The organism is Mesorhizobium sp. M0998, assembly GCF_040318885.1.
Taxonomy (GTDB): Bacteria; Pseudomonadota; Alphaproteobacteria; order Rhizobiales; family Rhizobiaceae; genus Mesorhizobium.
This window is the reverse complement of the sequence record NZ_JAMYND010000014.1, coordinates 68,875-81,560: the sequence shown is the minus strand read 5'-3', so window position 1 is coordinate 81,560 and position 12,686 is coordinate 68,875. Positions and strand designations below refer to the sequence as shown.

Annotated in this window: 17 protein-coding genes; 1 reads left to right on the top strand and 16 read right to left on the bottom strand. The window is 62.5% G+C overall.

Annotation, left to right across the window (positions count from 1 at the left end; translation table 11 throughout):
• Nucleotides 1-44 precede the first annotated feature (44 nt).
• From ybgF to NKH59_RS15650, 15 genes are all read right to left on the bottom strand, one after another.
• Entirely contained in the window at nt 45-1,154 is a 1,110-nt protein-coding gene (gene ybgF, locus NKH59_RS15720) for a tol-pal system protein YbgF (RefSeq protein WP_352471196.1), read from the bottom strand.
• A 175-nt stretch (nt 1,155-1,329) separates the two neighbouring features.
• On the bottom strand, nt 1,330-1,836 hold the full coding sequence (gene pal, locus NKH59_RS15715) for a peptidoglycan-associated lipoprotein Pal (protein WP_023677992.1): 507 nt from the start codon (nt 1,834-1,836) through the stop codon (nt 1,330-1,332).
• Between the two features lie 236 nt (nt 1,837-2,072).
• Nucleotides 2,073-2,420 (bottom strand): four helix bundle protein, encoded by a 348-nt coding sequence (locus NKH59_RS15710; RefSeq protein WP_353022345.1) that lies wholly within the window; start codon nt 2,418-2,420, stop codon nt 2,073-2,075.
• Nucleotides 2,421-2,501: 81 nt separating this feature from the next.
• Nucleotides 2,502-3,812, bottom strand: a complete 1,311-nt coding sequence (gene tolB, locus NKH59_RS15705; protein WP_352471197.1) for a Tol-Pal system beta propeller repeat protein TolB — start codon at nt 3,810-3,812, stop codon at nt 2,502-2,504.
• 28 nt (nt 3,813-3,840) lie between these two features.
• Nucleotides 3,841-5,007, bottom strand: a complete 1,167-nt coding sequence (gene tolA, locus NKH59_RS15700; RefSeq protein ID WP_352500781.1) for a cell envelope integrity protein TolA — start codon at nt 5,005-5,007, stop codon at nt 3,841-3,843.
• 7 nt (nt 5,008-5,014) lie between these two features.
• Entirely contained in the window at nt 5,015-5,473 is a 459-nt protein-coding gene (gene tolR, locus NKH59_RS15695) for a protein TolR (RefSeq protein ID WP_023677996.1), read from the bottom strand.
• A 9-nt stretch (nt 5,474-5,482) separates the two neighbouring features.
• Nucleotides 5,483-6,193 (bottom strand): protein TolQ, encoded by a 711-nt coding sequence (gene tolQ / locus NKH59_RS15690; protein ID WP_023677997.1) that lies wholly within the window; start codon nt 6,191-6,193, stop codon nt 5,483-5,485.
• Between the two features lie 295 nt (nt 6,194-6,488).
• A complete protein-coding gene (ybgC, locus tag NKH59_RS15685) occupies nt 6,489-6,959 on the bottom strand; it encodes a tol-pal system-associated acyl-CoA thioesterase (protein ID WP_352471199.1) in 471 nt (156 codons plus the stop codon).
• A gap of 125 nt (nt 6,960-7,084) precedes the next feature.
• Nucleotides 7,085-8,125 (bottom strand): Holliday junction branch migration DNA helicase RuvB, encoded by a 1,041-nt coding sequence (ruvB, locus tag NKH59_RS15680; RefSeq protein WP_023677999.1) that lies wholly within the window; start codon nt 8,123-8,125, stop codon nt 7,085-7,087.
• Between the two features lie 46 nt (nt 8,126-8,171).
• Complete coding sequence (locus NKH59_RS15675; RefSeq protein WP_023678000.1) at nt 8,172-8,456, bottom strand: AbrB/MazE/SpoVT family DNA-binding domain-containing protein; 285 nt, start codon at nt 8,454-8,456, stop codon at nt 8,172-8,174.
• 40 nt (nt 8,457-8,496) lie between these two features.
• Nucleotides 8,497-9,117: a Holliday junction branch migration protein RuvA gene (ruvA, locus tag NKH59_RS15670; protein ID WP_352613383.1), complete on the bottom strand. Its 621-nt coding sequence runs from the start codon at nt 9,115-9,117 to the stop codon at nt 8,497-8,499.
• A 13-nt stretch (nt 9,118-9,130) separates the two neighbouring features.
• Nucleotides 9,131-9,553, bottom strand: a complete 423-nt coding sequence (locus tag NKH59_RS15665) for a type II toxin-antitoxin system VapC family toxin (RefSeq protein WP_353022310.1) — start codon at nt 9,551-9,553, stop codon at nt 9,131-9,133.
• Complete coding sequence (locus tag NKH59_RS15660) at nt 9,531-9,800, bottom strand: AbrB/MazE/SpoVT family DNA-binding domain-containing protein (protein WP_352471202.1); 270 nt, start codon at nt 9,798-9,800, stop codon at nt 9,531-9,533. Before NKH59_RS15660 ends, NKH59_RS15665 begins: the two co-directional genes overlap by 23 nt.
• A gap of 56 nt (nt 9,801-9,856) precedes the next feature.
• Nucleotides 9,857-10,369 (bottom strand): crossover junction endodeoxyribonuclease RuvC, encoded by a 513-nt coding sequence (gene ruvC, locus NKH59_RS15655; RefSeq protein ID WP_352613377.1) that lies wholly within the window; start codon nt 10,367-10,369, stop codon nt 9,857-9,859.
• Nucleotides 10,370-10,634: 265 nt separating this feature from the next.
• A complete protein-coding gene (locus NKH59_RS15650; RefSeq protein WP_352979150.1) occupies nt 10,635-11,489 on the bottom strand; it encodes an SDR family oxidoreductase in 855 nt (284 codons plus the stop codon).
• A gap of 192 nt (nt 11,490-11,681) precedes the next feature.
• Here NKH59_RS15650 and NKH59_RS15645 point away from each other — a divergent pair, with 192 nt between their 5' ends.
• Entirely contained in the window at nt 11,682-11,999 is a 318-nt protein-coding gene (locus NKH59_RS15645; RefSeq protein WP_245274745.1) for a winged helix-turn-helix transcriptional regulator, read from the top strand.
• Nucleotides 12,000-12,037: 38 nt separating this feature from the next.
• Here the strand turns inward: NKH59_RS15645 and rcdA are convergent, their stop codons facing one another.
• Nucleotides 12,038-12,565, bottom strand: coding sequence for a protease adaptor protein RcdA (gene rcdA, locus NKH59_RS15640; RefSeq protein ID WP_352450833.1), 528 nt, complete (start codon nt 12,563-12,565; stop codon nt 12,038-12,040).
• Between the last annotated feature and the right edge of the window lie 121 nt (nt 12,566-12,686).

Genomic DNA, 12,686 nt, shown 5'->3' with positions numbered 1-12,686 from the left:
CAAGCGTGGGCCCGGTTTTGCGGCACCGACACGCAACGGAAAAACTAGCACGCCGCGAGTGCCCTTTCCTGCTTGACCCGCTCCTTGAGCGCGCCGGAAATATCGGGGTAGCGCTTGCCGATCTCGCTGAAAGTGGCACAGGCCACGTCGCGCTGCTTCAGCCCGACCAGTGAAACGCCGAGCTTCAGCAGCATGTCGGGCGCCTTCTTGGCCTTGGGATAGTCCTTGTTGGCTGCGAGGAAAATCTCGGCCGCATCGCGGTATTTCTGCTGGCCGAGCAGCGATTCACCGAGCCAGTAATGCGCGTCCGCCGCCTTGGCGTCCCGGGGAAAACGGGCGATATGGTCGCGGAAGCCCTGTTCGGCGGTGCTGTAGTCGCCCGACAGGATGAACTGGTAAGAGTTGCGGTAAAGCTCCTCCGGATCGTTGGTCGACGGGAGTGCCGCGACCACCGTATCGTCGGATTTACCGGCCTTGTTGCCGGCTGTGCTGGCGCCGTTGGCTGGGGCCGTATTCTGCCGCGGCGCATTCGCTTGCGCATTGCCGTCGGCTTCAACGACATTGCCGTTTTTGTCGACGGTGATGGTGCCGAACGTCTTGGGCGGCGCGCCGGGGATCAGCTTGCCGGGATCGCCGTTGGGCGATTCGACGATGACGTCCTCGACGCTCTTGTCGCCGGCTGGCGGCGCGTCCGCAGCGGCCGGAGCCGGCGTTGCCGGCGCCTCCGCCACGTTACCGTCGCCGTTGGGGCTGTCGCTGCTGGGCGCGGCCTCGGACTTCTTCTGCTCGGCCGGCTGCTGCGCGCCTTGCGGACCGCCTTCCAGCTGCTGGAAGCGGAATTCGTTGTCTTCCTGCTGCTTGCGGATCTGCTCCTGCATCTGCAGGACCTGGAAATTGAGTTCCTCGATCTTGCCATTCATCTGCCGGAGCTGTTCCTCCAGCGCCGGAGTGCCGGTACCATCCTGTTGCGCGAATTGAACCTGATCCGGCTTTTTCTTTTCGCCGAAAATGCCGGGCAGTTTGATCGTCGGCAGGTGGAAGGAAAAACCGCTTTCCGATGACTGCCCGGTGCCGTTTGCCCCGTCAGCAAGCGCCGCGATACTTGATACGAGCAGCAGCGCAAGCGTGCCGCTCAAGACCGATCTGAAATGCATGTGCCTCTCGCCGTGAAACCGTTAGCCTGTTGCGCGCCCTTTCCAACCGAAGTGGCCAGGCGCCCTCGGCTCTTAACAGGACGTGAGACTTCGGCCAAATTTTGTTTGGAGCGGGCAGATATGAAAAAGGCGGCCTTTTGGCCGCCTTTCGCACCAAGTGTTGCATTTATGCCGATCAAGAACCGGCGCCGCCCAGCGTGGTTACGGCGCGGCGGTTCTGCGACCAGCAGGAGATGTCGTCGCAAACCGCGACCGGACGCTCCTTGCCGTAGGAAATGGTCTTCAGGCGCTGCGCCGAAACACCCTTGGCGACCAGGAAGTCGCGTGTGGCGGCAGCACGGCGGGCGCCGAGCGCCAGATTGTATTCGCGCGTGCCGCGCTCGTCGGCATGGCCTTCGATGACGATGGCATACTGCTTGTACTGGTTCAGCCACTGCGCCTGGCGCGACAGCGTCGTCTGCGCATCGGCGCGGATCGAGGACGAATCGGTGTCGAAGAAGATGCGGTCGCCGATGTTGACGGTAAAGTCCTGGGCCGATCCGGGCGTTGCCGCGCCGGCGCCGTTGAGGCCGAGATCGGCGGCGCTGTTCGGCGTCTTCTTCGAGGCGCAACCGGTGATCGCGAGCATCGCGACCAGCGCGATCATGACCGGGTTTGTGGTAAGTGCTGCGATACGGCCCATGCCGCCTCTCCTTCGCAATTCGAGTGATTTCATTGATCGTCCAGTAACCACGTTTGGGTTAACCGGCGCTCAAGAAACACGGTTAAAATTTGGTTTTCGGCTGCCGTCCGCAACCGTTCTGCCGAGGGGCGACAATGAGCGCGGACCGTAGGCGGAAATGCGGCTAACATGAAAAAGAGGGAATTGAGGAACTGAAGAACCGAGGAATTGAGGAATCGAGGAATTGAGCAAAGAGATCACCTCAGCTTCTCTCTGAGATTGACCAGCACTCCGTAGATACGGGCATAGGATTGCAACCAATGGTCGCGTTGCGCCTGTGTGATGTACTCGAGGTCGAACGCATACGAACTCCAGGTCTCCACCTCACTGCATGATCCTATGGCCAAGCGTGCGAATTCGGGCTTGGAGTGAGCCTGTTTGGCAAAGCCTTCGGCCAAATTGGCGCAGATCGCCTTGCTGGAACGACGTAGTTGATCGGCGAGCGCGTATTGCTCCATTTTCGGAAAAGCAAGCGTGGCTCTGTGTACCCCAAGGGAAACCGCACAGGCACGCTTATAGACTTCTAAATCCCTCGCGTGCTCGATGTAGACCCCTCTGCCTTCTCCATTCTTCAGTTCTTCAACTCTTCAACTCCTCAGTTCTTCAATTCCTCAGTTCTTCTTCCATCACTCCAGCAGCGGCGACCAGGCCGGATCCGAGGCGAAGTTCGCCGTGGGGATCGACTGTTCGTTGCGGCCGGTGAGATCGACCGAAACAAGTTTTGGTCCACCATTGGAATCGCGGAAGAACATCAGCACCCGGCCGTTGGGCGCCCAGGTCGGCCCTTCCTGCTGAAAGCCGGTGGACAGGATGCGCTCACCCGAACCGTCGGTGCGCATGACGCCGATCTGGAATTCGCCGCCGGTCTGCTTGGTGAAGGCGATGAGATCGCCGCGCGGCGACCACACCGGCGTCGAATAGACGCCGTCGCCAAACGAGATGCGGGTCTGGCCCGAGCCGTCGGCGCCCATCACATAGATCTGCGCGCGGCCGCCGCGATCCGAGGTGAACACCACCTTGCTGCCGTCAGGCGAGTAGGACGGTGAGGTGTCGATGGCGGTCGAATTGGTGAGCCTGGTCGTCGAGCGGCTTCTCAGATCCATGGCGAAGATGTTGGAATTGCCGTCATCGCGCAGCAGGCTCATGATCACCTTCTGGCCGTCCGGCGAAAAGCGCGGCGCAAACGTCATGCCGGGGAAATTGCCGACCAGCTCGCGCTGCCCCGTCTCGATCTGCAAAAGGTAAACCCGCGGCTGGCCGCTCTCGTAGGACATGTAGGTGATTTCCTGCCGGTTCGGCGAGAAGCGCGGCGTCAGCACGATCGATTTGCCGTTCGAGAGATAGCGGACGTTGGCGCCGTCCTGGTCCATGATGGCAAGCCGCTTCTTGCGCGCATTCTTGGCACCGGACTCATCGATGAAGACGACGCGCGTGTCGAAATAGCCCTTCTCGCCGGTCAGCCGCTCGTAGATCGCATCGGCGATGATATGGCCGACGCGCCTGGTATTGGCGTCGTTGGCGAAGAACTGTTCGCCCGAGAGCTGCTGGCCGGCGAAGGCGTCCCACAGCCGGTACTGGGCGCGGACACGGCCGTCGGCTTCCTTGCCGACGCTGCCGGTGACCAAAGCCTGGGCGTTGATTACCTTCCAGTCCTCGAAGCGGGGCGTGGCATCCGGGTTGGAGATCTTTTCAATGAAAGCGCTCTTGTCGATCGGAGCAAACAGGCCCGAGCGCTTCAAATCGTCGATGACGATCCCCGATATCTCCGCGCCCAACGCGTCGCCCGATTGAAAGTCGGTGATGGCGATCGGCAGAGGCTCGATATTGGGTTGAGTCAAATCGAGTTGGACCAACGCCTTTGCCGGCAGCGTGGCGAGCCCGCTCATGGCGGTCGCAATCGTGCCGATCAGCATCAGCGTCGTAAGCAACTTCTTCATTCGTTCAGCCTCGTTGTTCTCTCGGCAATCAATACATGTCGCTGGGGATGAAATTGACCTCGACCTCGTTCCATCCCAGTTCGCCGTCATACTTTGCGACGGGCAGATTGTAGGGCGCACATCGCAGCACTGCGCGCCGCGCTGCTTCCGAGGCAACTCGGGAGCCCATTGAGCCATCGCCTGCGGATCCGACTTCCGGAGCGCCGTCGATCTCGCCATTTTGAGTGAGCTTCATCCTGATGGTGACTTTTTGGCTGTCGCCATCGAATGTGCCGGGTGTCACACTCCAGCAGCGTTTGATCTGGGCCTTCAGGCCATCAAGCTCGCTCTGCGAGAGTTTGGTGCCTTGGTTCTTCTCGCCGCCGAGCGAAGCCTGCTGGGTCGAGCGCTTGGCGCCGCCGCCGGACGGTTTCTGCTTGTCCAGCAGCGCCGAAATCTCGTCGGCATTGAATTGCTTGTCGTCCGATTTCGGCCTGGACGAGGCTTCCTTGACCGGCTTGTCGGTGTCCTTGCGCTCCGGCGCCTTCGCGCTTTCAGCCTGGGCCGGCTGCGGCTTCGGCCGAGCCTCGGGCGCCGGCGCCGAGTCCGGAAGCTGCGCCTCCTCGGTCGGCGGTTGCTTGGCAATCGCCTCGGCGACGGCATCCGGCTTGACCTCGGGCTGCGGATCGATCGCGGCGGTCTTGTCCTGCGGCGGCGTGGGCGTCGGCTCCTTGGCCGGCGTCGGCTTGGGATCGGTCTGCTTGACCGGTTCGGGCTTGACCTCTTCCTTCGGCTGCGGCACCGGCGCTACCTCCGTTGCGGGAATAGGCTTCGGCTTTTCCGGCGGCTTCGGCACGTCCTCGGGCTTGGGCTTTTCGACCGGCGTCGGCGCGGGTGGCGGAGCCGCCGTCATATCGACCGGCTTGGGCTTGGCCTCAGGCGTCGGCGGCTTGTCGGTATCGATGCTGTTCTCGCCGACTTTCTGGGCATCGGGAACGATGTCGGGACGCTGTGTCGGCAGCGGCGCCGGCTTTTCGTGCATCACGGCTTTCTTGTCGCCCTGCAAAACCTGCGAGACGGCCTCCATCGGCACAATGTCGACTGCGACCGACTCGACATCGGACGACGGAAGCGCAGCCGGCGCCGACAGCGTGAACAGCCCGAAGGCGATCGCCACCGTATGCAAGATCACCGATGTGGTGAGGCCGGTCCTCATCTCGCGTTTATTGATCCTGTTTCGGCAGTGTAATCAGGCCGAGGTTCTTGTAGCCTGCGTCCTGGATGAGACCCATCACCACCATCGCGTCGCCATAATTGGTGGTCTTGTCGCCCTTGACGTAAATGCGCTCTTCGTAGCCGGTCTTAGAAATCGCCTTCAGCTTGGCGATCAGCTCCTCCTGCGGGATTTCGGTCTCCTGTACGAAGATCTTGCCTGTGCCGTCGATCGTAATCGTAATCGGCTGGGTATCGGCGTTCATCGCCTTGGCCTTCGTCTCCGGCAGGGTGACCGGCACGCCGACCGTCAACATGGGTGCGGCGACCATGAAGATGATCAGCAGCACCAGCATCACGTCGACCATCGGCGTGACATTGATTTCCGATATCATCGCGTGATGGCGGCCGCGCCGCCTGTGGCCTCGACCACCGCGTCCTCCGCCACCCGCGCCTACAGACATTCCCATGATCGTTCCTCAGGCCTTCTGCGCGACTTTTTCATCGATTTGGCGCGAGAGTATGGCGGAGAACTCATCCGCGAACCCTTCCATGCGGACGGCGATCTTGCTCGCGTCGGACGACAGCTTGTTGTAGGCGATGACGGCGGGGATGGCGGCGAGCAGGCCGATGGCCGTCGCCAGCAGCGCTTCGGCGATACCGGGCGCGACCACCGACAGGCTGGTGTTCTTCGAAGCGGCGATCGCCTGGAACGAGGTCATGATGCCGATCACGGTGCCGAACAGGCCGATGAAGGGCGCCGCCGAGCCGGTGGTGGCGAGGAAGCCGAGCCGCCCTTCCAGCTTTTCCATCTCGCGGGTCAGCGCCAGATCCATAGCCTTGTCGATGCGGGTCTGCAGGCCGAGCGGCGATTTTGCGCCCTTCTCGAAGCTCTTCTTCCATTCGCGCATGGCGGCGACGAAGATCGCGCTCATGCCGGTCGTCTTGCGGTCGGCGAGCGTGCGGTAAAGCTCTTCCAGCGACTGCCCCGACCAGAACACCTGTTCGAAGCGGTTGAGCGCCAGCCGCATGCGGGCATAGGCGACGAGCTTGTCGACGATGATCGCCCAGGTCCAGATCGAGGCACCAAGCAGCCCGATCATGACCAGCTTGACCACCCAACCGGCCTGCATGAACAAGGCCCAAATCGATAAATGCGCGCCCGGTTCGGCGAGAGCGATGTTTTCCATGTTACGTCCTTAAAGATTTTCCGGGCGTGGCTGGCGGCTGGCCCATGGGCATCCCTTGTGGTCCGTTCGCGTTAAGCTTGCGGAATAACCCCAAATGCACCGTTGGCGGCCTTTTCGGGGCAAATATTGGTGAAAGGAAGGCGCTTGGATTCTTCCAATCTTAACCAATCCCTTCATGGACCGTTATGGTTAAGGATGGGTTAGGACGTACAGCGCGGCGCATTGCCGCGCCCCGACGACCAGCCCGGCGATCCTCGCCTCGACCGGGAGCTCCGGATCTTCCGCCTCTGAACTCTTATTTGCGCGTTCCGGGCATGAAGGCTGCCACCCAATCCTTGGGAAAGCGCCGCGGCCGGCCGTTCTCGCCGACGATCGCCGCTTCGACCCGCGCCTCGACCAGCACTTCGCTGCCGCGTTTCAACTGCTGCGCCATGACGATGCGGGCGCCGGAAATGTCTTCGGTGCGCGTATCGATGGTCAGGATGTCATCCATGCGGGCCGAACCGCGGAAATCGATCTCCATGCGCCGCACCACCCAGACTATTTTCTCGCCATGCTTGCCGTCGGCAAGCTCGGTGTGGTGGACGCCGGCCAGCCGCAGATAGTCGGACCGGCCGCGCTCGAAGAATTCGAGATAGCGCGCGTGGTAGACGACGCCGGAAAAATCGGTGTCTGCATAATAGACCCGCGCCATCAGTCGATGGCCGAATTCCGTCAGCGCGCCGGAAAGTCCGGCGGACAATGCCGATTCACCATGATCGTCCATTGCTGTCCTTTTGGCCCGACAGGCCCTGTTTCAAGCAACACCTGTTTTGCGCATAGACCGGCGATGATCAAGACCTGGAGGGCTGGGCCGGGGACTGCCAGCACCGAAGCCATAAGCAGCGGAACTTAGGGTTCTTCCTGGAACAGGCTGATCTGCTGCTGCGCCAGGTCCTTTGGCGCGTCGAGGCCGAGATGCCGCCAGGCATTGGCCGCCAGCACGCGGCCGCGCGGGGTACGCATGATGAAGCCTTGCTGGATCAGAAAGGGTTCGATGATGTCCTCGATGGCATCGCGTGGCTCGGAAAGCCCGGCCGCGATGGTCTCGATGCCGACCGGCCCGCCGCCGAAATTCCGGGCGATCATCGACAGATAACGGCGGTCGAGCGCGTCGAGGCCGAGCCCGTCGACCTCCAGCCGCGTCAGCGCCTCGTCGGCGACCTTGCGGTCGACATGACCGTCGCCGGCAACGCTGGCGAAGTCGCGCACCCGGCGCAACAGCCGGCCGGCGATGCGCGGCGTGCCGCGCGCCCGCCGGGCGATCTCCAAGGCACCGTCGTCGCCGAGCGGCATGGCAAGGATGCGGGCGCCGCGCCGCACGATCTGCTCGAGTTCCTCGACCGAGTAGAAATTGAGCCGCACCGGAATGCCGAAGCGGTCGCGCAGCGGGTTGGTCAAAAGGCCGAGCCGGGTGGTGGCGGCGACAAGCGTGAAGCGGGCCAGGTCGATCTTGACCGAGCGCGCCGCCGGCCCCTCGCCGATGATCAGGTCGAGCTGGAAATCCTCCATCGCCGGATAGAGGATTTCCTCGACCGCCGGGTTGAGCCGGTGGATCTCGTCGATGAACAGCACGTCGCGGTCTTCGAGGTTGGTGAGCAACGCCGCGAGATCACCGGCCTTGGCGATGACCGGACCCGAGGTCGAGCGGAAATTGACGCCGAGCTCGCGCGCCATGATCTGCGCCAGCGTCGTCTTGCCGAGGCCGGGCGGGCCGACGAACAGCACATGGTCGAGCGCTTCGCTGCGGCCCTTGGCGGCCTCGATGAACACTTTGAGATTGGCCCGCACCGCCGCCTGGCCGACGAAGTCGCCGAGCGTCTGCGGCCGCAAGGTCTGCTCGGCGTCCTCGCCGCGTCTGTCGGGAGCAATGAGGCGTGGCGAAAGGCTCATGCGCATACCGCCCGAAAGAAAAAGTTTGTATCGATACCGATCAACGTCACCCGGCACCCTCTCGTTCGTCGCCGTGCTCCTCGCCAACAACATGGCGGCCCACTGCATCTCTTACCACCGCATCGATCTGTTCCAGCGCAGCAGGCCCGTCAGGTGGATCGCCTAGAAATCCAGCGAGGTCGGCAAATTCGAGATTGCGCGGCGTTCCTATCAGGAGACCATCCACGACCGTCCACGCAACAGTATCGCCTGACTTGAGCGACAACTCGTTCCGGACTTTCTTTGGAATCGTAAGCTGCCCCCTGGAGGTCAAGCTTGCATATCCGACCATGCTCTTGTTCCTAGTCGGAATTTATTTGTCGGGCAACTTCTCACCGTGCCAGCTCCTTCAGCCCGAAGCGGATCAGCTTCGACGCGTCCGCCTCTTCGCCTGCCGTCTTCAGCGCCGCCGCCACTGCATTGGCGGCGGTGTCTCGCGAATAGCCGAGATTGACCAGCGCCGAGACGGCATCGGTGATCGGCGCCGAGGCGACGCCCTCGCCGAGCTCCTGCTTCAGGCCGATGGTGCCGGAGGCAGTGCCCGCATAGGCCGGCGCCTTGTTCTTCAATTCGGTGACGATGCGCTCGGCCACCTTCTTGCCGACGCCCGGCGCACGGCTGACCATGGCGATATCGCGCAACGCAATCGCATTGGCGAGATCGGCCGGCGCCAGCGTCGATAGGATGGCCAGCGCCACCTTGGCGCCGACGCCTTGCACATTGTTCATCAACAGCCGGAACCATTCGCGCTCCAGCACCGACTGGAACCCATAGAGCCGCAGCATGTCCTCGCGCACATAGGTCTCGATGAACAGCACCACCGCCTCGCCGGGCGGCGGCAACGCGGTAAGCGTGCGCGCCGAGCAATAGGCGACGTAGCCGACGCCATGCACGTCGACGATGCAGAAATCCTCGTCGATCTCGTCCAGCGTGCCTTTTAGCTTGCCGATCATTTGAGCGTGCCGATCATGCCGGGTGGGTTTCCGGAGAGATGATATCGAGGTCCGGGAAATAGCCGCGATAGCGCGCGGCATTGCGCGTCAGCAGGCGATGCCCAGCGACAACCGCATGGGCTCCAATAAAGAAATCCGGCAGCGTTCGTTCGCGGAGGCCGCCGGCGCGGCGATAGCGCGAATGTGTGACACCGGCGAGGAAGGCTGCTTCCCACGGCAGGAATTCGCGATCAATCTTGAGCATGTCGACTGCTTGGCGAAGGGCCTGTTCGGTCGCAATCAACGGCGCGAGCTCGGACCAGACGATTGCATTGATTACGAGTGCGCCGTCGCGCCGGCATGCGGTAATCGCGGATGCCGACCATTTCGTCTCCCGTCCGGCAGGACCCCAAACGTCGATCAGGACATTTGTGTCAATCAATGTCGAGATCTTCACGTGGGCCCCTCAGCCATTCCATATATTCGTTCGCCGTCATGCCTCCCAGATCCAGCGTACCGGCCATACGGCCGAGCATCTGGCTGAATCTGCGCGAGGCTTCCTCCTCCGACATGTTTTCGTCGACCGCAATAACACGAGCCCCGTCCTCGGTGGGGACGAACTCCACCTCCGAGCCCGGGCCGATACCCAGATGATCCCGTATTTCCTTCGGGATGGTCACTTGGCCCTTGGTGGTAACGCGCATGGTAATACCTCGTTGGTATTACTTATTGCCCACTGGAGAACAAGTCAAGAACATACTTATCCGGCCAGCGCCGCCATCCTGTAAGCGATGCTCTGCCGGTGATGCGCGTGACAGATGGCGATGGCCAGCGCGTCGGCGGCGTCATCGCTGTCGAAAGTCGCCTTCGGCATCAGCACCTTGACCATCATGTGGATCTGCTTCTTGTCGCCATGGCCGACGCCGATCACCGCCTTCTTGACGGCGTTTGGCGCATATTCGGCAACGACAAGGCCGGCACGCGCCGGCACCAGCATGGCGATGCCGCGTGCCTGGCCGAGTTTCAGCGTCGCTGCGGCGTCCTTGTTGACGAAAGTTTGCTCGACCGCCGCCTCCTGCGGCATCGCGGCATGCAGGACCTCGGCGAGCCCGTCATACAACTGGCAAAGACGCACCGCCAGGGCGGCCTTGTCGTCGGACCGCACCGTGCCGGAAGCGACGAAGCGCAGCGAATTGCCGAGGCTCTCGACGATGCCCCAGCCGGTGCGCCTCAGCCCCGGATCGATGCCGATGATGCGAATCGCTTCCCCCATCCGTCAAGTCTACCTTCGGGGGACAGCGATGCCAGCGAAATGTGAAACAAACCAGAAACAGCAACCGAGTCTGGTCTAGAGAATGTTTGAGAATTCGCTCTGGCGAGACAGATAGCGTGGTTTTCGAGAACCGGAGCGGAGCGTACATAAGTACGCGAGCACCGGAAGCGCAGAAGGCTGCGCTAGTCTAGTCGTTTGAATAACCGTTGGCGCGAGCGACAGACGGTCCTCTGATCCTTTGGCGGATGTGACAGCCATCTCGGTTTCAACCGCGCAATGCTGCCGCAACGACGCTCTCCAGTGGCGTTGTCGGTCGACCGATCAGCCGGCTCATGGCGCCGCCGTCATCGAACAACGCTCCGCGTGAGGCTGCAATGTCGGCATCGGCCAGGATAGCGGCGAGATCGGCGGGCAGCCCGGCGCCCGTCAACAGACCCTCATAGGCCGCCCCGGCAAGGTCGTTGTAGGCGATCGCCTTGCCCGATTGCCGCGAGACCTTCGCCGCAAGCTCGGCGAGCGTGAAGGCTTGGTCCGCGGCGAGCTCGTAAATCCTCCCTGCTTGATCCTCGCTCGTCAGCACCACGGCCGCGGCCTCGGCATAATCCTGCCGCGCCGCGGACGAGAAGCGCCCCTCATTTGCGGCGCCGATGAAGGCGCCGTGCTCCAGAGCCGCCGGGAGCGCCATCAGATGGTTCTCGGTGTACCAGCCGTTGCGCAGGATGACGGCGGGTAGGCCGGAGGCCGCGATGACCTTCTCCGTCTGCCGATGTTCGACCGCGAGCCTCGCGGGAGACGTGTCCGCATGCAGCATGCTTGTGTAAGCGATCAGCGAAACCCCCACCCGTTGGGCGGCCTTGATCACTGACCGATGCTGCGGCAAGCGGCCGCTGACTTCGGTCGAGGAAATCAGCAGCAGTCTATCGACGCCGGCCAGCGCCATCGGGAGCGTGTCGGGACGATCATAGTCCGCCTCCCGCACGACTACGCCGCGTTGGACAAGATCGCTGGCCTTTGCCGGATCACGAACCGCCGCAACGATCCGGCTGGCCGGAACTGTCTTCAGCAGTGCGTCGATCACGAGACGGCCAAGCTGTCCTGTTGCTCCAGTTATTGCGTACATCGTTCTGTCCATTTCGTGGTTGGATGGATTGAGAGCCTCAGATAGCGGCTCTCGTTACCCGCGGAAACCACGTATCTTGTAGTTACCATCATTTTCCGGTAACCAACTGGAAACTCTCATGGAAGATGCGCGATGGTCCTCAGGATGCGAACGAAGGTGAAGGCGCTTCCCGGCTGCCCCATGTCGAGGTGCATGGCGCTGCTTGGCGGGTGCTGGACACCCGAGGTGCTCTGGTCCTTGAGCGACGGCCCGCGCCGGTTCTCCGAATTGCGCCGCGATATCCCAGCCATTTCGGCGAAGGTGCTGACCGGCAGGTTGCGCGATCTCGAGGAGCGTGGCGTCCTCGCACGCCACGTGATGCCGACATCGCCGCCGACCGTGGAGTATGAGCTGACGTCATTGGGGCAGGAGCTGCTCCCAGCGATCAGGTCTATCGTGGAGGTCGGATCGCGCCTGCTGCTGCGTGATTCTCCCCGCCTGATGATCGCGAGCCCGTCCCTTCGCGGTTAGTCTAGATGGCCGCCGGAGTAGAATTATGAAACGGTCTCTCAGCCGCGGGCGAAAGCCGTGTTGAGCAGCGTGATCTGGTCGGAGACCGGATTGAGGCGACGGCTCGACGGCGGCACCTCGGCAAGGCCGCCATAGATCTCCTCGTCCATCCGGCGCACCAGCGCCTGCAGCCGCAGCGAGCGGTTGACGAGATCGATGAAATCCTTCGGCAGCTCGGCCCAGCCGGGCGCCTCGTCATGCGCCGAGGCAGTGTCGAGACGCACCTTGGATTTTTCTGAGGCCACCTGATCGCGGGTCATCTCGCCGGAATTCGCCGCCCGCTGCAAAAGCAGCCACGAGGCGACCTGCATCAGCCTGGTGGTCAGCCGCATCGATTCGGCCGCATAAAGCGTCGCCGCCAGCCTCGACAGCTTCTTGGCCTCGGCGCGGCCCTTGCCGTCGAGATATTCGGCCGCCTGCTCGACCAGGCCCATGCCTTCCTGATAGAGCGGCTTGAAGGATTGGGAGAAAACCCGGCGCTCCGCCAGCTTGATGGTTTTCGCGCTCGCCTTCGAAGGCTCGTTCATCGCTACGCCCCTGCACTTGCCTGACAGCCGGCCGATTCGGCTCTTGGCCGCCATATCCGGCAGCCTAAACGACTGAAGCTTGAAAATGCGCTTCGCTGCCAGCGAAGGCAAGCACATGTTT